Below are 22,205 nucleotides of genomic sequence, written 5' to 3'. Positions count from 1 at the left end.
AACGATAACAATTAAAAATATTACCAGAAACGATATGATGGAAATGAGGTTCATTTTTGTTAGCTGCGTTTCATAAAACTTAATCGATTATTATTTATAACTTCCATAAACTGCTCCTGCTCTGATTTACTAAATATGAAACGAAAAGCATAATAATAATAAATTAAAGCGGCGGCAAAACTCAAATACCAAGCACTCAAAAGACCGGCTATATAAACTATTAATGCAAATGCAATAATTAAAAGAATGAGTTTAGAAATAGCAAAACCCGCAATCCAATTCCCCTTTAAATTGCGCGCTGTATAATAGTATAAAAATCCAACAACAAAATTAGTTATTAAAGATGTAATACCCGCTCCGAGAGCATCATACCGCGGAATCATAAAAAAATTTACAACGAAATTAAGGGCTGTTCCCAAGATAACAATAGTCATTCTAACTTTTTGTTTATCGGCTGTTATAAGCATTAAACCGTATGCCTCGGTAAAAAACCTAATCAACATAATGAATGAAAAAATCCTAAATATTGGAATTGCCTCATTATACTTATCTGCTCCATATGCCAATCCCAAAATTTCATCGGGATAAACAAACATTACTATAGAGGCAGGTATTATTATGGTAACAAGTATCTTATTGAAAATGAAACTTAGTTTTTCCCACTTTTCCTTATCCTCGTTGCGTAGTCTTGAGAGAACAGGCATTAAACTATTTATAAATACATCCGGAATTATTAACAAAACCATTATTAATCTGAAAACTGCCTGATAAGTACCAACACTTTTCTCATCTCTCCAGAATGCAAGAAGTATAGTATCTAATTGAAAAAATAGATTACCGAACAGCATGAACATTCCCAATACAATTATCTTTTTTATTACATTTTTCTGAATTGGGAATGTAAATTTAAGAGAGATGGATGAATTAATTTTTTTTACATAATAAAAAGCTAGCAGTAACCCAATAAGTCTTACAGCTACATATGCGCCTGCAATTAATAATATATTCTGTTTAAGCAGTATTAAGATTAGTACAGCTATTAATGAACCAAAATTATTGATGAATGAAACTCTAGCTTCATAACCAAGCTTCTCATTTCCTTTATAGAAAGCAAAAAAGAAATTTGTGATAGTTGAAAATAGAACAAAGAAACTGAACATCAATAGTAAAAGACTTGTTGCTTCACTAAATTGATTTAAGATTGATAATGAGAGCATGAGCAGAAAAGCAAAGGAGGCAAAAATAAGTTTGGCTGAAAATATTTCCGAAAATATTTGTGAGGATTTTTCAATTCGCCTCGGCAGTTCGGTAGTAAGAAGAATATCCATTCCAAAATCAGCGAGTAAAATAAATACCGACGCGAAAGTCTGCGCTGTTGTAAATTGTCCGAATACATCTGCGGAATAGTAACGGGCAATAAGCCAGAAAATAATAATGTTGGAGAATACCCGAAAAAAAATTGAAAGAAAAGAATAGATCGAATTCTTTCCAATCTTTGAATATTCGGACATCTTTAATTTGTCCTTCTCTTAAATCCGATCTTTGCTAAATCACTTTTTAAGGCATTACTTAAGTAAGAGTAGCGTGTTACATCATCCCTTTTCATTTTTTGTATCAACACATGAGAAAAAACTAGAAAGTATGCCAATATTAAAGAAAGGACAAGTGCAATTGGGGCGTAAATACTTCCCTTGGGTCTTGATTTTCTCTCGGCAGGACCGGCGTTATCCAAAACAATTACACTTGGTGTATTTCTTGCTTCTTCAACACGTGCAGTTTCATACATTGGTTGTATGAATTCAAGAATTTTGTATTGAATTTCTAAATTGCGGTAAATTTTCAGATAATCATTTCCAAGTTCGGGAGCTTGTTTAAATGGGATTAAAAGCCTAACATCTTTTTGCGATGGATCATTTCCTGTATTTAAAGCATTAATTTTCTTTTGAAGTTCATCCATTTGTAATTTTGAACTTATTGCTAAAGGATGATCCAACCCATAGGTTTGCTTAACAACATTATATTCAACTTCTTTTTTATACAACTCAGCATAAATTGTTGACATCGATTTTACTGTCGCTTCCAACTGTTCAGGTACTGCAATTACACCATATTTTTGTTGAAAGAGCTTCATATTGTTTTCAAGTTCATTTATATCGGCAATGTTTTGTAAATATCTTTGTTCAACAAACTCACGATTTGCTTTTGCATTAATAATACTTAACCGGGTATTAATTTCATTTAACCGTTCAACCATATAGTTAGCAATATCAGCAGCTTTCTGAGGTTCTCGTGAATAAACAGTAATTGTTAAATTACCTTCTTCTTGTATTTCAAGATCTAAATTTGAATTCCACTCTTTAACTACTTTTTCATAATAATCATCCTCATAATCATATTCTTTTCTTAGGTTAAACTTTTTAATAATATCATCTGTAACTGTTGCGCTCATAAGTATCGCCATGTATCTATCGGCTTCAGAGTTTTTGCTAGTTAATGCCGCTAATCCTTTACTAGCGGAAAACCCTTTTGCCAATCCTGATAAACCTGAAATCATTGAAAGAGGATCATTCTTTTCGGCAGGAAAAACTGATGCTGTTGATTTATACCATTTTGGTCCAAACAACGCGTACAAAGTTGCACCTCCTGTTATAAGGAGTACTACCCAAAATATAAACCAACGATACTTGACAGTAATAGTCAAAAACTCAAAAAAAGTGCTTCCAACAATTTCAGACTTTTTATTTTCTTCCATATTTATCTTGTTATTTTGTTGTTTGAAGAATGATGAATGTGAGTGTTACAATTGTTGCAACTATATTCGAAACGGTACTTATTATCTGTAATGTACTTGTAATGTCTTTCGGTAATGATTTGGGGACGTAAACATAATCGCCGGCATTCATTTTATAATTATCTTTTGTATCGTACCAGGTTTTAGATATTCCATTAATAACTCTAATCTCTTCTTCTTCCTTAGCACGCTCGGTCATCCCGCCGGCTTTGTTTATGTAGTGGCGCCAATCTTTATCAGTTTCAAAGGAATAATAACCTGGGTTTTTAACCTGACCAAATACATAAACATAATTAAAATAAGAGGGCACAATTATCACATCATTTTCATGAATAATTGTATTACCTTCATCGGAAGATTCATCTAATACTTTACTAAAATCTAATATTCCCCTCCCGTCATTCATTCTCAAATAAAGATCTGGAGCTAAACTTGATTCAACTTCATCCATCGATAAATTAGCCGATCTGAGCATTCGATTACCTTCGGTCAAAATTTCTTCTATTTTAGTTTGCACAATCGGCATTGTTGTACCGGTGCTATCTTTTTCGTACTGGCTTCTTAATGCTCTTATCTTCATTATTTGAGACTGATCTGATCCTCGGAGTAATTCGGCTCTTCTCAAATCAGCATTCGCCGTAAATCCGCCAGCTTTGCTGATTACATCCCGAAGAGTTGAATTATTCTTTAATATATAAACCTCTCCAGGTCTGTTAACTTCACCAAGTACTAATACTTTGTAAGCAACCTTATGATTCTCATTAAACAATACTGTAATTCTATCTCCGCGTTGCAACTCGACATTATCTGATATTTTAGAAACTATACGTGCTTCCGATTTTCCTAAATCTTTAACGCGTGATATTTCAACTTCAGTAACATTTTCGAAAGCTTTACTCAATCCACCGGCTAGTAATATAGCATCTGCTAGTTTATCTCCATCAACAAATTGAAAACTTGTAGGGTTATTTACTGCGCCGCTAATATCTATTACATCTCTCTTTTCATCAAACGAAGGGAATATAATTACATCATCTGATTTTAAGTAAGGATTGTATTTGAAGTCTCCAGTCAATCTGAACATGAGTAGATCAATTTTTAGTATTTCTCCATCCTGTCTTTTAAGAATAATATCTCGCAAAGGAAATTTTTTCAATTCCTTATCAACTATTCTAAGAGTATTTAGATCATTCATTGACCCAACTGCTTTTGATTTTGCCTCATTATAGAGAGTTGTAACAAAATGATCAACCCTCTGAGTTTTTGAAGCGGTGAAAGAACCGGTTACAATAAAATTTCCGCCGATTGTTACTGAAATTGGCTGAATAAAATTCATTGTTGATCTGGCTGACTCTTTTAATTCATCCTGACCATAAATGAAAGAGGTTGATAATAGGACTAAAATTATTAGTTTTTTCATGTTTAATTTTTATCTGTTACTGTATAATTGTTCATAATATTTTTGATACTCCCCAGAAATAATTCTTTCCCACCATTTTTTATTATCGAGATACCACTCTACTGTACTGCTCATCGCGTCTTCAAATTCAAATGTGGGTTTCCACCCAAGCTCATTCTGAATTTTTGATGAATCAATGGCGTATCGTCGATCATGCCCCGGTCTATCTTTAACATATTCAATTAAACTTTCATCTTTGCCTAATTTAGAAAGAATCAGTTTTACAATTTCTATATTCTTCATCTCGCGGCTGGCACCAACATTATATACTTCGCCAATTTTGCCTTTTTCAAAAACCAATTCCGCGGCTTTGTTATGATCAATAACATAAATCCAATCTCTCACATTCAAACCATCACCGTACACGGGAAGCTTTTTATTGTTGAGCGCGTTAATTATCATTAGTGGAATTAATTTTTCGGGGAATTGCAAAGGGCCATAATTATTTGAGCACCGAGTAATCACAACCGGAAGTCCATAAGTATGATAAAAAGCCATTGCCATCATATCAGCGGCGGTTTTGCTGGATGAATAGGGACTATTAGGTGATAATGGAGTACTCTCGGTAAATAATCCGGTATCACCTAAACTACCATAAACTTCATCTGTAGATATCTGCAGAAATTTTTCAACATTATATCGCCGCGAAGCTTCAAGCAGTACGTTAGTACCAATAACATTGGTTCTGTAGAATATTTCTGAACCAAGAATGCTTCTGTCTACGTGAGATTCGGCGGCAAAATTAATTACATATTTAATCGAATATTTATTGAAGAGATAATCAACAATTTCATGATTGCAAATATCCCCTTTTATGAAGCGGTAATTCGATTTACTCTCTGAGGGCTTTAGGTTTTCGAGATTACCCGCATAAGTTAACTTATCAATATTAACAATGAAATAATCATCATGCGATTGTAAAATGTGATTGATAAAATTGCTGCCAATAAATCCAGCCCCGCCGGTAACTAAAATATTTTTTGTGTTCATAATTTTTAGAATGCGAAAAATCCGAAATAAATTCCTGTTTGTATGAAAAATGAATTACTAGTTAAATTGGATGGAACATCATTTACATTCTGATCGTTATCCCCTTTCCATGTGTTGGAAAATGAAGTTACATATCCTCCGCCAAGTCTCACAGCAATAAAACGGTTTAATGGAATATCAACATTAAGCGTTGGTGAAACTGTAAAATAGGTATTATAAAGTTTTCTACTTATAATATTAGTTGGCGCTGAACTAGTTGTTACTTGATGAAAAATAGTTCCCCAATCATAATCTCCCCGGTTTTGGTAAATCTCGACGCTTGTTGTTCCACCCCCAATAATTGCGCCAATAGAAACCGCGATGTTATTTATAAAAGGTACGGTGTATTCTAATGTAAGTCCCCCAATCCCATAATTGTATTTAACTTCTCTACTTAATCCGCCAACATTTGCCGAAGAACTTTGAGTTCCTCCAAAGCCAATTCCACCTATTCTCACATTGTTTATCATCATGATATAAGCATAACCGCCGCCGCCGAAAGTGAACATTCCAGAACTTGAAAGTTCCGGGATTCCCATGGCTTTTGTTTGAAAGTTTAAAGCATCAATGTTAGGGAATACATATACCGGCGCTACTCCACCGGCGGCACCAAAACGTGAAACCCATCCAACCTCTTCAGCTTCCTGGGCTTTTATTTGAAAAAAAACAATGAATAATAATGCGAAAAAGATAGTTTTTCTCATACTCCAGCTAATAATTTTTGAGGGGTAAGTTAGTAATTCCATAAGTAAAACAAAAATGGAAATGGATGCATTTATTAGGCAGGTATAAAATGACCGAACCCATTTTCAGTTTCTTGCACCACAACAAGGTGAAAATTGAGTTCGGTCTAAATCTGATAACGAATTATAAATCTGTAACTAATCCATAATTTTTCTTAAAAATGTTGAGCTATTATCTTCATCTCTAAAATCGAAATCATCTGAATCATAACTAGAAGGCTCAGGTCTAAAACCAGCATCAATTGAGCTTTCGAAAAGATTCGGGGAGTCACTATTCTTTTCTCTATATCTAATTATTGCAGGGATAGATAAATCAGCTTTATCATCAAGAGCTAATCCTTTTTTAGGCGTAAATCCACCTAATCCTACAACCTTTCTCTCCTGCTGTTGAATTGAATGGGGATTTTGTTTTTTCTCCGTTTTGTCTGCCCTTAAATTATTGAGTCCGCTTAGTGAAGATTTGGATTCAAATCCAGTAGCTATAACCGTATAAGAAATATACTCATTCATATCTTCCTTATTTACTAATCCAAATATTACATTTGCTTCTTCACCGGCAGCTTCATAAATAATTTTATTTCCTTCCTCAATTTCCTGCATTGTCATATTCGAGGAACCGGAAACATTTAATAAAATATTTTTTGCGCCCTTAATACTAATGCCCTCGAGAAGTGGTGAAGAGATTGCTTTTTGAGCCGCTTCAACCGCGCGGTTTTCACCGCTGGCAATTCCGCAACCCATAAGTGCTTGCCCACTTTCTCTCATCACTGTTCGAACATCGGCGAAGTCAACATTAATGATTCCCTTAATTGTGATAATGTCTGCAATACCTCTTGTGGCCTCATATAAAATTTCATTTGGTTTATCGAATGCAGCGCGTGCCGCCATCGCAGTATCAATAATAGATAGAATTCTACCATTAGGAATAACTATTAAGCTATCAACGTACTGTCTTAGTTCAGCAATTCCCTCATCGGCATTTTTCATTCTCTGTTTACCTTCCCAATTAAATGGTTTGGTAACAATTCCAATAACTAACGCTCCTAGACTTTTGGCTATTGATGCAACTATTGGAGCAGCACCTGTTCCGGTTCCGCCACCCATGCCGGCAGTAACAAAAACCATATCACTAGCTTCGAGCACCCGAGTTATCTTATCTCTATCCTCTTCGGCAGCTTTCTTCCCAACATTGGGATCGGCTCCGGCTCCGAGTCCTCGTGTAAGTCCAGTACCGATTTGAATTTTAGAATTTGCATAACTATCCGCAAGGACTTGTGCGTCTGTGTTAACAGCCACAAATTCAACGCCGGATAATCCGCGGTTAATCATGGAATCAATTGCGTTGCAACCGCCTCCACCAACACCAACAACTTTAATAACTGCGGAAAGGGAGCTTTCTTTATCGAGAGTACAAAACCTAAGTCTGCTTTCTCTCTTTGTTTCGTTACCGTTATCAGACATGTTTCCTCCTTGTTGTGGTTTTATTTATTATAGATTATCAAAAAAATTTTGAACCTTTTTAAAAATCTTGCTTAGTTCTACTTTCTTCTCAGGTGTTGTAATTTTTGCGGTTGAAAATGATTCCGATTTTTGCCCTGGAATTCCTCTAATTAAACCGGCAACGGTTGCAAATTCTGGACTTTCGACTTCTTTCGATAAGCCTGTACCTAGCTCAAGTGGAACACCTATTCTTGTAGGTAATCCAAAAACTTCCTCCGCTAATTCTGTACTTCCTTTAAGAAGTGATCCTCCCCCGGTTAATACTACACCTGCTTTAATTTTATTTTTCAATCCGGATTGACGAAGTTCATTGTCAACTAGTGCAAACAGTTCTTTCATTCTTATACTGATAATCTGTGTAAGTAAAGAAAGAGGTATTTTCACATTCCCTCTTGCACCAACTCCTTTTATATAGATATCAGAATCGCGCACAATTGCCCTCTCACTGGCAAATCCATGTTCCTTTTTTAACTGTTCTGCATCGGAAGTAACTATGCCAAGAGTTTCACGAATATCATTTGTAACCTGGCTGCCCGCTACTCCAATCACTTTTGTGTGCTTTATTGATTTACGGTGAAAAATTGCGATATCGGTTGTACCTCCTCCAATATCAACAAGTACAACCCCTAAATCTTTTTCATTTTCTTCAAGTACTGAATAACTGGATGCAATCGGCTGTAGCACATAATCTTTAACGATGAATCCGGCACGTTCAACTGATTTTTTAATATTTTGAATTGCAGGTATCGAAGCAAGTACAACATGATTGACCGCTTCGAGACGCGAGCCGCACATCCCAATTGGGTCTTCAATCCCTCCTTGGTAATCAACAAAATATTCTTCTGGAATTATGTGAAGAATCTGCCGATCTGATGGAATTTTTATGGTTTGAACATCTGCCTTTAATCTTTCAAGATCATCCTGTGTAATTTCTTTATCGGGGTTATTTATTGAAATATAATTTCTGTGTCTAAGACTTGTGATATGTTCACCGGCAACGCCAACATTTAATTCTTTAACCTGTAACCCGGCACGATTGCTTGCAATACTCATTGCTTCTGTAATTGCCTCGGCAGTTTTAGTTATGTTGGCAACCAATCCTCTATTAAGTCCTTCGGATGGAGCAATTCCAAACCCAAGAATATTTACATTATTATCAACATGCTCTGCTATAACCGCGCAAACTTTAGTTGTACCTAAATCTAACCCGGCAATAATATTTTTCTTCATGATTTCATTTCCTCGGCTGTTGTTTTTGGTTCGAATAACCTGAAATAAAGATGATTGCTATATCTTAAATCAACGTACTCCAAATAATTACTGTATTCCTTTCCCTCAATTACATCCCAAAACGAATTGAAGGAGATAATTTTTTTTATTTCATTTCCTCTGCCAATTATCACCGGGTAATCTCCAGAAGATAAATAGAGTTCAATCTCACCACCATTTTTCATATTCAGGGATGAGATATTATCGTGCAGTTTACTATTTACCAATTTAACCGCCGTTAATATTTGAGCCGCGGTTAATACATCGTGATTCTTTTTCAATGAAATAAATTCTTTAATTGAATTTTTTAAATATGGTTCCGCTATAATCGGGAAATCAATTTTTTGTGTTCCGGTTAGGAGAGGAATTACATGTAGTTTATCTGTTAATAAAAATTGATTCTCTCCCTTCATTAATATTGATTCAAAATTTTTCTCTTTAATTGTGATCAATACTTTATTCTCTGAATATGCCACATCAGCATTTTGAACGTATGGGTGCTTAATTATTCGGTCGCGTATAATCTGCAATGTAAGTTTTGGAAAATTATCCTTATCCAGCAGACCCGCATACTCCAAATAATCTTTCTCCAATAAATGATAATCCCCATCAAGAGAAATGAAACTTATTTTCTTCTCATTTTTTTTGCTCGGATATGATACGGCTGTTCCTACTATAGTTCCGATCAATAGAACTAATATTATAATTGAAATAATATTTGATTTGGATATTTTCATTTTTTGGTTTTACTTTTTAGTATTTCTACAAATTGATTTCCGAATTTCCAAATATCTCCTGCACCAAGAGTTATAACGATATCACCATCTTTACAAAGTTTTGTGAGCAATTCGGGTATTTTGGTTTTATCTGGAACGTAATAGACATTTTTATGACCAAACTGTTTTGCTGTATTTGCAATCAGTTCCCCTGTAATTCCTTCCATCGGTTTTTCGCGTGCGGGATATACATCGGTGCAAATAAAAATATCGGAGTTAAGGAATGATCGGCCAAACTCTGCGTAAAAATCTCTGGTTCGTGAATAAAGATGAGGTTGAAAAACTGCAACAAGCCTTCTCTTCCATCCTCTTCTAATTCCATCGAGCGTAACATTAATTTCTGTTGGGTGATGACCATAATCATCTATCACCATAATATTTTCATCATATTTCTTTTCAAATCTTCTATAAACTCCGCTGAATGAAGCGAGTGCTTTTTGGATAACATTAAAAGGAACGCCCATTTCTTTAGCTACTGTTACAGCTACAAGAGAGTTTTTGATATTGTGAAGTCCCGGTATGTTAATCTTTATCCTCCCCAATTCTTCACCCATATAAACCACCGTGTATTCAGAAAAATTTTCAGAATGGGAAATATCAATTGCTCTAATATCAGCTTGAGAAGAAATTCCATAAGTCAAAATCTTCTTATTTATTTCGGGGATGATATCTTGTAGAGCAGGTTCATCTAAACACAATACTACAAATCCAAAGAATGGTACTTTATTAGCGAATTCGATAAAGGCTAATTTTATATCATCAAGATCTTTATAAGTATCAAGATGTTCTTTTTCAAGAGTTGTTAATGCGGCAATTGTTGGTGTGAGTTTTAGAAAAGTTCTATCGAACTCATCTGCTTCAACAACAATAAATTCTCCATTTCCCAATCTCGCGTTTGTTCCGCCAAGTCCGCTTAATTTACCACCGACAATAATAGTGGGATCGATACCGGCTTCAGTTAAAACCAATCCCACCATAGAAGTTGTGGTTGTTTTTCCATGGGTACCGGCAATTCCAATTCCATACTTCATTCTCATGCATTCGGCTAGCATTTCGGAACGTTTAATTACCGGAATTTTTCTTTCGATGGCGGCTTTGACTTCAGGATTTTCTAGATTTACTGCGGAGGAGTAAACAACCACATCTGCTTCCTTTAAATTTTCTGACGCGTGTCCTTCATAAACTTTAATTCCTAATGACTCGAGTCTCTCTGTGACTTCAGTTTTATGAAGATCTGAGCCGGTTATTACAAATCCTTGATTTAGTAATATCTCTGCGATTCCGCTCATCCCAATTCCACCTATCCCAATAAAGTGAACATTTTTTACAGTACTCATCATCATCATATTCTTCTCCATTAATTCTGTTCCGCTAATAGTATTGCTGCTTTAGCTATATTATTAGCCGCAAGTGGTTTGGCAAAATTTTTAATATTTGTTTTAATTGCTAGTAATCTATCTTCATCGTTAATAAGTTTAATCACTATTTCCGAAAGCTCATTCATCAATTTGTCATCTTCAATCAATTCAGCGCCGTTTGTATCACTAATTGCTTTCGCGTTTTTAAACTGATGATCTGCGGCTACATTTTTAGAAGGGACAAATACAACAGGCAATCCAAGATGAGCGAGTTCGGCTATTGTTGTAGCTCCCGAACGTGCTAAAACCAAATCGCAAGCCGAATAAGCACTTTGCATGTCATCAATAAATGCTAATGTTTTAACACTGTTTGTATTATATCCTTTATAAGTTTCGAAATAATATTTGCCGGTCTGCCATATAATCTGAATTCCCATAGTTGTTAATTGTAAAATATTTTGTGCGATGGCTTCATTAATAGATTTAGCGCCGCCGCTCCCGCCCAACACCAATAATGTTTTTTTTGTGGGATCTAATCCAAATTTCTTAATTGATTCATCACGATTTTGAATTGATAGGTTTAATCGAATCGGGTTACCGGATACAATCAACTTTTTCTCATCTCTGAAATATTTTTTTGATTCTTCAAATGAAAGATGAATCTGCTCAGCCCGCTTTTCTAAAATTCTATTTGTTACACCCGGATAACTATTCTGCTCTAATAATATTATTTTGGCGCCCATAACACTTGCAGCCCAAATAGCCGGTCCTGATACATATGCACCACTTCCAATCGCTACTTTTGGTTTATAGGTAAAATTTATAATCAAACATTTGATTGAACTATAAATAAGTTTGAATGGGAAAACCAGATTATTCAAATCAAACTTTCTTGCAAATCCGCTTATTGTGATGCCTCGAAAATCAAATCCATATTCTGGAACAACACGCGATTCAATTTTATCTTTACTTCCAATAAATAAAATTTCTGCTTCAGGAATAAGAGCTTGGATTTGTTGAGCAACAGCGAGCGCGGGATACAGATGACCGCCCGTTCCGCCACCAGCAAATAGAAAACGATATTTAGTTTTATTTTTCATGAAGCCTGTGCCGCTCGTAAATCTTCTGTCTTAATTGATTGATTTGCTATGTTTAGTATTATTCCAATAGATATACCGAAGAGAATTATTGAAGTACCGCCGAAGCTGATAAATGGCAATGTAATTCCTGTAGTGGGAAGCATTCCGGTAACAACGCCAGCATTGATGAATGCACTTATTATTATATTAAATCCCAAACCCATAACGAGGAGTTGGCCTAATTTATCAGTTACTTTTTTTGCTATAATCAAACAGAGTGCAAATACAACTAAGTAAATAAATAAAACTACTATTGCGCCTATTACTCCTGCTTCTTCACCTAAAATTGAAAAGATAAAATCGCCATACGATTCTGGAAGAAACAAATCACTTTGTCTGCTGTGTCCAATTCCAACACCAAACCAGCCGCCGCTACCCAATGCAATTTTTGCCTGTTTTACCTGCATATTAATATCGGAGCCATCAGCAAAACTATTTATGAAAGTTAAAATTCTTTCTCGGGAATGAGTAAATAACATTGCTGCGCTGCCACCCGCTGCAAACGCACTGCCGACAATAAAAGAGAGATGCTTAAATCTAGCTCCCCCAATGTAGAGTAAAGTAAAGGAGACGAGAACCAAAATTGCGCTTGTACTAACATTTGGCTGCAGTACAATTAGAAATGCAATTACGAAAATCCAAACGAGAGGAAAAAGCAACCCTTCTTTGAAATTAGTTATTTTACTTCCCATTTTCTCCATCATAACAGCGAGATGGATAAGTAAAATAACTTTTGCAGCTTCGGAAGGCTGGAATTGAAAAAATCCAAAATCAATCCAGCGGGATGCGCCTTTTACTTTTGGTGCAAAGATCAAAGTTGCAATCAACACAATAATAATTCCAATTAACATCGGTTTGCTGTATTTGCGATAGTATTCATATGGTATTTTTGAGGCAACTATCATGAAAATTACCGCGGCTACCACTTTCCATAAATGAGATTTGAAAAGAGTATAAATATTATTGAATTTGGTAGCACTGTAGGTACCGCTTGCAGTGAATACCATTATTGCGCCGTATGCCATCATGGCTAATACTATTAATACCAATATTTTAGATAATGTTTTCATTATTGTAATTTTAATACCGCTTCCTTAAATACTTCTCCTCTATGTTCATAATTTTGAAACATATCAAAACTTGCACATGCAGGTGATAAAAGTAGTATTGAGTTTTTCTCAGCATCTCTGGTGGCTGTTTCAACGCATTCTTCTAAACTATTTTTAATCTCAACCGGTCTTAATGAATGGAAATATTCATATACTTTTTGAGCAGAAGAACCGATGGCATAAATTTTAATTACATTTTTTTCTACTAACTCTCTAATCTGATCGTAGTTATTTCCTTTATCTTTACCACCTAGAATTAAATAAATCGGTCGATCAAAACTTCTTAAGGCATACCAAACAGAATCAACATTAGTAGCTTTCGAATCATTTATGTATGTGATCCCATTTAATTCCCGAACAAATTCTAATCTATGCTCAACACCTTTGAATTCTGAAAATGATTTTTTTATGAGTTCATTAGAAATGCCAATTAGTTTTGCTACAACAAGAACCGCAAGCGCGTTTGCTATATTGTGTTCGCCTTTTATAAATAGGTCGTTCGTCGAGCAGACACTTTCTTCTATTCCATTTTTCGAAAAAACAAGTGTACCATTCTCAAGATAAGCACCATTATCTATTTTATTTTTTATAGAAAACGCATACTTATTCACTGCGTTATTATTCACTGATGAAAAAGTATTTGGGTCATCGGCATTGTAAATAAAGTAATCATCTTTATTCTGGTTTTTGGTAATTACAATTTTTGACGCAATGTAACTTTCAAAACTATTATTGTATCGGTCGAGGTGATCAGGAGTAATATTTAGTATCAATGAAAATTTTGGTTTGAAAAATTTTATATGATCAAGCTGGAAGCTTGATGTTTCAAGAGATACATAATCATCTTTATCTAATTGATCAACTACTTCAGAAAACGCCTTGCCAATGTTTCCCGCGGCAGATGATCTAATTCCGGATGTATTAAGTGTAAAGTTCATTAATGAAGTAGTAGTAGTCTTTCCATTTGTGCCGGTAATGGAGATTATATTCGCGTTACAGTGTTGTGCGGCAAATTCAACTTCACTAATTATTTCAATGTTCCTTTTTCGAAATTCATTTATAACTGCTGAATCAGATGGTACACCTGGACTAGTGATCACAAAATCGCATTCAAATACTTTTGCAGTATGACCACCCACTTCAAAATCAATTTGTTCATTTTCAAGAATTGAAATGGAATCGGATAGTATTTCTCTTGGTGATAAATCACTGACAAAAGGAATTCCGCCAATGCGTTTTACGAGTTTAGCCGCGCCAATACCGCTTCTAACCGCGCCAAGTATCGATATTTTTTTGCCTTGTAATGTCATCTTACTTTGAATGATGCCAGACTTAAAATTGCTAGAATTATTGTAACTATATAAAATCGAACAACTATCTTCGGCTCAGCCCAATTCAGTTTTTCAAAATGATGATGAATTGGGGCCATTAAAAATATCCTCTTGCCTTCTCCATACTTCTTTTTTGTGTATTTGAAATAAACCCTTTGAATGATAACCGATATCGTTTCTATAAAATAAATGCCACCGAGTATTGGGATGAATAACTCCTTCTTGATCAAAATCATCATAACACCAAAAGCACCGCCAATTGCCAACGAACCGGTATCTCCCATAAAAATTTGAGCTGGATAAAAATTGAACCACAAAAATCCTAACGCTGCCCCAATTAATGCAGCAATGTAAACAGTTAATTCACCGGAACCTGGGAGATACATAATGTTCAAATAATCGGCATAGATAACATTACCGGAAACATAACTCATAACAGCAAGTGCAAGCATTACTATAATGGTTATTCCCGTTGCCAGGCCATCTAATCCGTCAGTTAAATTAACTGCGTTTGAAGTTGCTGTTATTATAAATATTACTGCGGGGATATAGAGGTATGAGAAATCCCAGTTCATATTCTTGAAAAATGGAAGTGTGGTTTCGGTATTATATGAAGAAAATTCAGGTAAGAAATAAATTGCAGATCCAACAACCATTCCAACAAATATCTGCCCGATCAATTTATAACGCGCAATTAATCCCTTTGGAAGTTTCTTTACAACTTTTAAATAGTCGTCTGTAAATCCAACGGCGCCTAAAAACACAGTTGCAAACAGAACGAGTAGTATATATATACTTTTTATGTCGCTCCAAAATAGTACTGGAATTATTACGGAACCCAGTATTATTAATCCACCCATTGTAGGAGTGCCCTTTTTTGAGTAATGAGTTTGGGGTCCTTCTTCTCTAATCGGCTGATCAATTTGATTTTTTTTGAGCATTCGGATTATTTTGGGCCCTAGATAAAGAGAAAGGATCAAACCTGTAACCGCCGCCAATGCTGATCTGAATGACAAAAACTGGAAAATGTCGAATCCTGGCGGATTAAAAGCATCATTAATGTATTCAAATAAGTAGTAAAACATAACTATGATCTCTCTTTAATTATTTTTACGAACTCTTCCATCATCATCCCACGACTTCCCTTCACTAATATTGCAGTCTGCTCCAATTCTTCATACTTTAGATATAAACTCAATGCCTCACGAGAATAAAAATGAATTGACTTGATTTCATTTTTTCTTAACTGGGTATGAAGTTTTTTCATCATATCCCCAATAGTAAAAACAATGATGTCTTTCCTACCTTCAAAAAATTTAATAAGATTAGAATGAATTTTGGCACTCTTGTTACCTAATTCAAAAATGTCTCCTAGAATTAAGAGTTTCCTCTTATAAATTTTAATTTTATCAAGTACATGAACGGCGGCTTGCACCGAACTTGGGCTTGCGTTGTATGTATCATTTATCAGATAAATATTTTTTTGAGATATTACTTCTAGTCGTCCATTAACGGGATTTATTTTTTTTGCACCGGAAATTATTTGTCTTGGGTTTAAACCTAACGTTAATGCAATTGCCGCGGATGCCAAAAAATTTATCGCGTTCGTCTCACCGAGTAGAGGGATTGTAACCTTAAACTTCTTTTCTTTATAATTAATTTCAATCTCGGGTTTACCTTCATTCGTATATCTTAATATTTTTCCTTTTACGTCACATTTCCCTTTGAAACCATATGTAATAGATTTTTTGTACAACTTTCGAAGCTCATGCAATTTCTCATCATCACTATTTATGAAAACTAAACCATTGTTCTTAATTGTTTCACTAAATAGTGCTGATTTCTCTTTAAGTACTCCATTACGATCTTTCAGGAATTCAATATGGGAATCACCAATGTTTGTAATAATAGCAAAGTCGGGTTCAGCTATTCTTGCTGAATATGGGATTTCTCCAAAATGGTTAGTACCATGTTCCAAAACTAAAACATCTGTCTTAGCATTAGCCTTAAAAATAGTTAGAGGAACACCAATGTGATTATTGTTATTCGCATCAGTTTTATCAACATTAAATTTTTCAGATAAAAGAGTTGCAAGAATATCTTTTGTTGAGGTTTTACCATTGCTACCGGTAATTGAAACTATATTGGTATTAAGTTTTTGCCGATAGATATTAGCTATTTGTCCGAATGCAATCGTGGTATCGGGTACGGTAATCAACGGCAATTCAATAAAGCGGAATTTGGAAATTTTATTTCTATTGATCACGATTACGCGCGCACCTTTTTTTAGCGCTTCAAAAACAAAATTGTGCCCATCGAAATTTTCTCCCTTAATGGCAACAAAAATTGAATTCTTCTCAACTTTTCTCGAATCTATAAAGATTTTTGAAAGTGGCTTAAACAAATCGGGATTATAAATCTCGGCACCCGGAATGTTAAATATGTCTTCAAGTGTGATATTTAATTTGCCCATTGTTCCAAATATTTTTTTGCTGTTTCGATATCTGAGAAATGTTTTTTAACACCATTAATTTCCTGATAGCTCTCATGACCTTTACCGGCTATTAGAATTACCGCATTATCTTCACTTTCATAAATTGCAGCACGAATTGCCTCTTCACGATCTTCGATAATTCTATAATTGTTTTGTTTAATTCCCTTTAGTATTTCATCAATAATCTGATATGGATCTTCAGTTCTTGGATTATCCGAGGTAACGTAAACTCTATTACTTTTTGAAGAAGCAATCTCCCCCATTACTGGTCTTTTTGTTCTATCTCTATCACCGCCGCAACCAAACACCGTATAAATTGGTCTGGTTAATCCAACTATATGGTGAATTGCATTTAAAACTTGTTTTAAACTATCAGCTGTGTGCGAGTAATCAATAATAACTTTTTTATCTTTTGCGCTAATAACTTCAAATCTGCCGGGAACTTGGGGCGTGTTTGCGATACCTTTGATAACAGTTTCGGCACTTATGCCTGAAGATACTGCGCATGCGAATGCGGCTGCTGAATTGTGGGCGTTAAAATGACCAACCAATTTTGTGTTTACATTGTAAGTTTTTGATTTGTGAAGCAACTGATAGTTGGTTCCTTCTAAATCAAACTTGATATTACTTATCTTAAAATCACATTTATCAGATTCACCGTAGGAAACCTTTTTAGCGTTTGAATCCTTAACTATTAATTTTCCATTTTCATCATCATAGTTTGTAATCGCTACGGAATCAGAATCGAGTGAATCGAATAGAATTTTTTTCGACTCAAAATAATGCTCGAAGGTTTTGTGATAGTCCATATGATCGGAAGTAATATTTGTAAAAACCGCGCTAGTAAATTTTAAACCAGTAACTCTGTCCAATCTTAATGCGTGAGAAGAGACTTCCATCACGCATGAATTGCAACCGGCAGCTAACATATCGTTTAACAGAGAATTTATTTCGTGTGATTGTGGTGTAGTTAATGATGAACTTACTTCTATATTCCCGATATAGTTTGCTATTGTTCCTATCAGTCCGGTTTTTTGGCCAGCTGTTTCTAATATATTTTTCAAATAAAACGCAGTCGTGGTTTTCCCTTTTGTTCCTGTAATTGCGAATAAATTTATTCTGCTCGATGGATCATTGTAAAACTTTTTAGAAAATTCAGCTAATGACTTTCTGGGATCGTCGACAAGGATTTTTACACAACCTGAGTGTACGAATAATTGATCCGGTACCAAACCATCTTTATTTAAAACAACTGCATCCGCTCCTTTTGAAATTACCTCTTCAATAAATTTATGACCATCAACTTTAAAGCCTTCAATAGCAAAATAGACACATCCCTTAGTTACCTTTCGTGAATCAATAGATAATTCAAGAATTTCTTTGGATTCAGCTTTTCCAACAACCTGAACAGTCTTAATATTATTTAACAATCGAGCTAAATTCATTAATTCTCACTTATTTTTTTTGATCTTAATACTGGTTCACACTTTAGAAGACAAACCGCACCCGGTTCAATTTTAGAACCAGCATCAATACTTTGAGAAACGACTTTTCCCACACCAATTATTTTATACGCCAACCCAATTTCGCTGAGTTGAGCAACTGCATCACGAGTTGATTGATTAATCAAATCGGGCATTATTGATTTGTTTGTATTATATATTTTCCGAGGTTCCGGCTTAGCTTGTGACTCAGCCAGATCAGCAAAAGTTTTTACTTTATTTTTTGGTGTACTGTTTATATCTGCAATGAGTTTGGTTGTTAATTTTTTTTCTCTTTGAATTTTGTTTCTATTTGGTACTAGTGAGGGATCTGAATCAACTAACCGTTGTGCTATATTTTTAAATATCGGAGCGGCAACAAGTCCTCCATATTTTCCTACTGTAGGAGAGTTTACTAGAATTAGACAAACTACATTTGGGTTATCAGCAGGAAAAAATCCAACGAATGATGAACTATGTTTTTTACTAGAATATGATTTATCAACCAATTTTTGAGCAGTTCCAGTTTTGCCACCTACAAGTACATCCTCTAATTGTGCTGACTTGGCTGTACCATTTTCCACCACGCCAACCATCAGCCGTTTCATTAATTCAGAGGTTTCATTTGAGATTACCTGCCTAATTCTTGTAGGTTTATTTTTTTCAATAATTTTACCATCAGCATTTTCGATTGAATTTACAAGATATGGCTGATAAATAACTCCACCATTAACTAATGAAGCGTAAGCCGTAATTATTTGTAATGGTGTTACCGATATTTCATACCCAAAGGAGATGAATGGTTTAGTGAGAAGGTTAAAATTCCTAGGTTTTTTTAGTAATCCTTCTGCTTCACCTGGAAGCTCAATCCCAGTCATATTACTAAATCCGAAATTCCTTAAATACTTGTAAAGTGTTTCATCATCAATTCTAGCTATCAATTTTGACATACCAACATTACTTGATTGCTCGAGTACCTCTCGTACATTCAAGTATTCAAATTTGTGTGAATCTGAAATTTTAACATTCTTTATTGAATAAGCTCCATTCTCCGTATCAACTATTTCATTCTCCTGAATTAATTTTTGATCGAATAAAATTGAAAGAATGATTGATTTTATTGTTGAACCGGGTTCATAGGTATCTGTTAGGATTCTATTTCTAAGAGCTTCGGAGGGAAATAAATTGTAATTAGCTGGATCATAATCGGGATAATTTGCCATACCGAGAATAGCTCCTGTATTTGGGTTTATCATTATTCCAATTGCTGATTCTCCACCATATTTTTCAATCCCTGCGAATAATTCTTCCTCTAATATTTTTTGATAATTTTTATTCAATGTTAAAACCACATTATTACCTGCAACAGCCGATTTGGATAATCGATCATTAACTGAAACAACTCTACCTAGCACATCTCTTTCAAAAACATAATAACCATCAGTACCGGTCAATTTAGAATCATATACTTTCTCTATTCCTGCAACACCTTTTAACTGATGATCAACATAGCCTAGCAAATGAGAAGCTAAGCTGCCGTAAGGATAGATTCTGGAAAAATCTTCCTCCATCTTTAACCCTTCAATCACTGTTTTTCTTATTTCAAGTGCTTGACTCATACTAACTTTTTTTTCCAAATAAACATTGCGTGAACCGTTTTCGATCAGTTCTTTATAGTAAAGAGTGTCTTTACCAAATACCTTAGAAAATAATTTAGTAATTGCAGTAACTCTTCTCTGATTCATCATTCTTTTATCTGCAAAAAAAGAAACGTTATCTCTAGTAAAGCTCAGCACATCACCATTTATATCTTTTATCAAACCACGTTCTGATTTTTCAATTTCAGGTTTATTCTGCTGTTTATCAGCCACTAAAGCATAATATTCATGATTCCCTATCTGAATTGTGATTAGTTTTGCAGATAGCAGAATAAAAATCAAAAAAAGAAATCCAAACAGTAATAATGCCCTGGAGTTAATCATACTTTCTCTTCGCTATTAACTCAATTTTTTTTATCTGATCTTTGGGAATCGTTATGTATTCAATCTCTTTTCCAGCTCTCACTAGCCCGGATAGGTCGCCTGCCAATTTTACAATTCTATCTTCACTAATTAATTGTTGTACTTCAACTATTTTTAGTTGAGCTGTATTTTGTCTTTCACTCAATACCAGTTGCATATTCAATTTTTCCTTTTGCATTCTTTTTATTTCTGTAACCATAACCACATAAGAGAATAGAATTAATGCTGCAGCTAGTATTAACAACACTAAAATTTTAAGTGATGACGTTTTCATTAGATTTTTTCGGCAACTCTTAATTTTGCCGATCTTGCCCTTGGATTATTTTTTACTTCAATTTCATTTGGTATTACTGGTTTGGGAGTTATAATCTTCAATTGTTTTATTTTGCCGCAGATACAAATTGGTGTTCCCGGAGGGCAAACACACTCTGCAGCTTCATACTTAAATTTTTCTTTAACAATTCTATCTTCCAAACTGTGAAATGAAATCATTACAATTCTTGCCCCTTTTTTCATCGCCGGAATTGATTTAGTAATGAATTGCTCAATCTCTTCAAGCTCATTATTAACATAAATTCGTAATGCCTGAAAAACACGGGATAAAGTTTTGTTTAAAAATCTACCTGGGGTTATCTGTTCAATTATTCTCTTAACTTGCGCCGATGATTGTAGTTTTTCTTTAGAGCGTAATTCAATAATCTTTCTAGCAATTGTACGTGAGTTTTTTTCTTCGCCATAATTATAGATTACACTCGCAAGCTCATCATATTCTGCATTATTTAGAAAATCGGAAGCAGGACGCCCCTCAGCCTTATTCATCCTGAGATCAAGGGGAGAATCTTCTCTAAACATAAATCCCGACTCTACATCATCCAACTGAAAAGAAGAAACACCTAAGTCTGCAAAGATGCCGTCAAATTGTTCAATGAACTCAATTTTTTTAATTACATCTATCTCTGTAAAACTTGAATTATAAATAACGAATCGTTTATCATCTTTAAATTTTTTGGTACAATAAGAAAAGGCATTATAATCTTTATCTACGGCAATCAATCTTCCAGTTTTTGTAAGTCGCTGTAAAATTTGCTGCGAATGACCTCCGAAGCCGGCAGTACCTTCAAAATAAGCTCCATTTCTTTTTGTTATAAGATTATCAATGCTCTCATTTAAGAGTACCGGCTCATGAATATTCATATTTTATATTTATTCATCACCTGTTGAGCTAAATCAAAATATGGTTTGTTATTTGCATTCTTTTGAGCTTCATAGTTAATTGGATTCCAGAGCTCAATTTTTTTATTTTGTCCGAGAACAAAAACATCTCTTTCAATTGCTGCATACTCAACTAAATTTTTTGGAATTAAAAGTCGTGATTGGGAATCCAATTTATCTTCTGAAGCAAATTCAAATAGCATTCTCTTGAATGCAGCTTCCTCTGAATTAAAATCGTCCAGTTGATTAACCCGGGCTAGCACCTCGCTTTTCCAATAATCTAAAGGGTAAATATCGATACACTGAATTAGCCCGCGGGTCATAACAAAAGTCTCATCCGCCTCAGGATTTAAGTACTTTTTGAATTTAGCAGGAATACTAACTCGGCTTTTCGCATCAATAGTATAATTAAAACTTCCTAAAAACATTTTCTCCTCTTGGGCTATTTATACACTTTTACCCACTCAACTGCAAAATAATGGTTTTTTTATGG

19 protein-coding genes are annotated in these 22,205 nt (G+C 34.6%); all 19 read right to left on the bottom strand.

What is annotated here, in order from left to right:
* Positions 1-59 precede the first annotated feature (59 nt).
* On the bottom strand, positions 60-1,511 hold the full coding sequence (locus KF816_05030; protein MBX3007377.1) for a flippase: 1,452 nt from the start codon (positions 1,509-1,511) through the stop codon (positions 60-62).
* A 2-nt stretch (positions 1,512-1,513) separates the two neighbouring features.
* Entirely contained in the window at positions 1,514-2,752 is a 1,239-nt protein-coding gene (locus KF816_05025) for a hypothetical protein (protein ID MBX3007376.1), read from the bottom strand.
* Positions 2,753-2,762: 10 nt separating this feature from the next.
* A complete protein-coding gene (locus KF816_05020; GenBank protein MBX3007375.1) occupies positions 2,763-4,211 on the bottom strand; it encodes an SLBB domain-containing protein in 1,449 nt (482 codons plus the stop codon).
* A gap of 9 nt (positions 4,212-4,220) precedes the next feature.
* A complete protein-coding gene (rfbB, locus tag KF816_05015; GenBank protein ID MBX3007374.1) occupies positions 4,221-5,240 on the bottom strand; it encodes a dTDP-glucose 4,6-dehydratase in 1,020 nt (339 codons plus the stop codon).
* Positions 5,241-5,245: 5 nt separating this feature from the next.
* On the bottom strand, positions 5,246-5,983 hold the full coding sequence (locus tag KF816_05010) for a hypothetical protein (protein ID MBX3007373.1): 738 nt from the start codon (positions 5,981-5,983) through the stop codon (positions 5,246-5,248).
* 177 nt (positions 5,984-6,160) lie between these two features.
* The gene (gene ftsZ, locus KF816_05005) at positions 6,161-7,483 is read right to left on the bottom strand and encodes a cell division protein FtsZ (GenBank protein ID MBX3007372.1); all 1,323 of its coding nucleotides are present in this window, start codon (positions 7,481-7,483) and stop codon (positions 6,161-6,163) included.
* Positions 7,484-7,510: 27 nt separating this feature from the next.
* Positions 7,511-8,752 carry a cell division protein FtsA gene (gene ftsA / locus KF816_05000; GenBank protein MBX3007371.1) on the bottom strand — a complete coding sequence of 414 codons (1,242 nt, stop codon included), beginning with the start codon at positions 8,750-8,752 and terminating at the stop codon, positions 7,511-7,513.
* Entirely contained in the window at positions 8,749-9,528 is a 780-nt protein-coding gene (locus tag KF816_04995; GenBank protein ID MBX3007370.1) for a cell division protein FtsQ/DivIB, read from the bottom strand. Before KF816_04995 ends, ftsA begins: the two co-directional genes overlap by 4 nt.
* Entirely contained in the window at positions 9,525-10,907 is a 1,383-nt protein-coding gene (locus KF816_04990; protein ID MBX3007369.1) for a UDP-N-acetylmuramate--L-alanine ligase, read from the bottom strand. Before KF816_04990 ends, KF816_04995 begins: the two co-directional genes overlap by 4 nt.
* A 17-nt stretch (positions 10,908-10,924) precedes the next feature.
* Entirely contained in the window at positions 10,925-12,025 is a 1,101-nt protein-coding gene (gene murG / locus KF816_04985; GenBank protein MBX3007368.1) for an undecaprenyldiphospho-muramoylpentapeptide beta-N-acetylglucosaminyltransferase, read from the bottom strand.
* On the bottom strand, positions 12,022-13,134 hold the full coding sequence (locus tag KF816_04980) for a cell division protein FtsW (GenBank protein ID MBX3007367.1): 1,113 nt from the start codon (positions 13,132-13,134) through the stop codon (positions 12,022-12,024). The genes murG and KF816_04980 overlap by 4 nt, the downstream gene beginning before the upstream one ends.
* On the bottom strand, positions 13,134-14,483 hold the full coding sequence (gene murD / locus KF816_04975; protein ID MBX3007366.1) for a UDP-N-acetylmuramoyl-L-alanine--D-glutamate ligase: 1,350 nt from the start codon (positions 14,481-14,483) through the stop codon (positions 13,134-13,136). Before murD ends, KF816_04980 begins: the two co-directional genes overlap by 1 nt.
* Complete coding sequence (mraY, locus tag KF816_04970) at positions 14,480-15,589, bottom strand: phospho-N-acetylmuramoyl-pentapeptide-transferase (protein ID MBX3007365.1); 1,110 nt, start codon at positions 15,587-15,589, stop codon at positions 14,480-14,482. The genes murD and mraY overlap by 4 nt, the downstream gene beginning before the upstream one ends.
* A 2-nt stretch (positions 15,590-15,591) precedes the next feature.
* Entirely contained in the window at positions 15,592-16,977 is a 1,386-nt protein-coding gene (locus KF816_04965; GenBank protein MBX3007364.1) for a UDP-N-acetylmuramoyl-tripeptide--D-alanyl-D-alanine ligase, read from the bottom strand.
* Complete coding sequence (locus KF816_04960) at positions 16,965-18,443, bottom strand: UDP-N-acetylmuramoyl-L-alanyl-D-glutamate--2,6-diaminopimelate ligase (protein ID MBX3007363.1); 1,479 nt, start codon at positions 18,441-18,443, stop codon at positions 16,965-16,967. Before KF816_04960 ends, KF816_04965 begins: the two co-directional genes overlap by 13 nt.
* Entirely contained in the window at positions 18,443-20,461 is a 2,019-nt protein-coding gene (locus tag KF816_04955) for a transpeptidase family protein (protein MBX3007362.1), read from the bottom strand. Before KF816_04955 ends, KF816_04960 begins: the two co-directional genes overlap by 1 nt.
* Entirely contained in the window at positions 20,454-20,774 is a 321-nt protein-coding gene (locus KF816_04950; GenBank protein ID MBX3007361.1) for a hypothetical protein, read from the bottom strand. The genes KF816_04955 and KF816_04950 overlap by 8 nt, the downstream gene beginning before the upstream one ends.
* Positions 20,774-21,694 carry a 16S rRNA (cytosine(1402)-N(4))-methyltransferase RsmH gene (gene rsmH, locus KF816_04945; protein ID MBX3007360.1) on the bottom strand — a complete coding sequence of 307 codons (921 nt, stop codon included), beginning with the start codon at positions 21,692-21,694 and terminating at the stop codon, positions 20,774-20,776. The genes KF816_04950 and rsmH overlap by 1 nt, the downstream gene beginning before the upstream one ends.
* Positions 21,691-22,140, bottom strand: a complete 450-nt coding sequence (gene mraZ, locus KF816_04940) for a division/cell wall cluster transcriptional repressor MraZ (protein MBX3007359.1) — start codon at positions 22,138-22,140, stop codon at positions 21,691-21,693. Before mraZ ends, rsmH begins: the two co-directional genes overlap by 4 nt.
* Between the last annotated feature and the right edge of the window lie 65 nt (positions 22,141-22,205).

The sequence above is a fragment of the Melioribacteraceae bacterium genome, assembly GCA_019638015.1.
Taxonomy (GTDB): Bacteria; Bacteroidota; Ignavibacteria; order Ignavibacteriales; family Melioribacteraceae; genus JAHBUP01.
The sequence above is the reverse complement of the archived record's forward strand: the minus strand, read 5'-3'. Positions and strand labels throughout refer to the sequence as shown.

What these genes read in the sequence shown, in the direction of transcription:
- KF816_04955 (MBX3007362.1), bottom strand. Translation starts at nt 20,461, where the DNA reads ATGATTAACTCCAGGGCATTATTACTGTTTGGATTTCTTTTTTTGATT.
- KF816_05020 (MBX3007375.1), bottom strand. Translation starts at nt 4,211, where the DNA reads ATGAAAAAACTAATAATTTTAGTCCTATTATCAACCTCTTTCATTTAT.
- KF816_05025 (MBX3007376.1), bottom strand. Translation starts at nt 2,752, where the DNA reads ATGGAAGAAAATAAAAAGTCTGAAATTGTTGGAAGCACTTTTTTTGAG.
- mraY (MBX3007365.1), bottom strand. Translation starts at nt 15,589, where the DNA reads ATGTTTTACTACTTATTTGAATACATTAATGATGCTTTTAATCCGCCA.
- murD (MBX3007366.1), bottom strand. Translation starts at nt 14,483, where the DNA reads ATGACATTACAAGGCAAAAAAATATCGATACTTGGCGCGGTTAGAAGC.
- KF816_04950 (MBX3007361.1), bottom strand. Translation starts at nt 20,774, where the DNA reads ATGAAAACGTCATCACTTAAAATTTTAGTGTTGTTAATACTAGCTGCA.
- KF816_05010 (MBX3007373.1), bottom strand. Translation starts at nt 5,983, where the DNA reads ATGAGAAAAACTATCTTTTTCGCATTATTATTCATTGTTTTTTTTCAA.
- KF816_05030 (MBX3007377.1), bottom strand. Translation starts at nt 1,511, where the DNA reads ATGTCCGAATATTCAAAGATTGGAAAGAATTCGATCTATTCTTTTCTT.
- KF816_04995 (MBX3007370.1), bottom strand. Translation starts at nt 9,528, where the DNA reads ATGAAAATATCCAAATCAAATATTATTTCAATTATAATATTAGTTCTA.
- KF816_04990 (MBX3007369.1), bottom strand. Translation starts at nt 10,907, where the DNA reads ATGATGAGTACTGTAAAAAATGTTCACTTTATTGGGATAGGTGGAATT.
- mraZ (MBX3007359.1), bottom strand. Translation starts at nt 22,140, where the DNA reads ATGTTTTTAGGAAGTTTTAATTATACTATTGATGCGAAAAGCCGAGTT.
- murG (MBX3007368.1), bottom strand. Translation starts at nt 12,025, where the DNA reads ATGAAAAATAAAACTAAATATCGTTTTCTATTTGCTGGTGGCGGAACG.
- KF816_04965 (MBX3007364.1), bottom strand. Translation starts at nt 16,977, where the DNA reads ATGGGCAAATTAAATATCACACTTGAAGACATATTTAACATTCCGGGT.
- rsmH (MBX3007360.1), bottom strand. Translation starts at nt 21,694, where the DNA reads ATGAATATTCATGAGCCGGTACTCTTAAATGAGAGCATTGATAATCTT.
- rfbB (MBX3007374.1), bottom strand. Translation starts at nt 5,240, where the DNA reads ATGAACACAAAAAATATTTTAGTTACCGGCGGGGCTGGATTTATTGGC.
- KF816_04980 (MBX3007367.1), bottom strand. Translation starts at nt 13,134, where the DNA reads ATGAAAACATTATCTAAAATATTGGTATTAATAGTATTAGCCATGATG.
- KF816_04960 (MBX3007363.1), bottom strand. Translation starts at nt 18,443, where the DNA reads ATGAATTTAGCTCGATTGTTAAATAATATTAAGACTGTTCAGGTTGTT.
- ftsA (MBX3007371.1), bottom strand. Translation starts at nt 8,752, where the DNA reads ATGAAGAAAAATATTATTGCCGGGTTAGATTTAGGTACAACTAAAGTT.
- ftsZ (MBX3007372.1), bottom strand. Translation starts at nt 7,483, where the DNA reads ATGTCTGATAACGGTAACGAAACAAAGAGAGAAAGCAGACTTAGGTTT.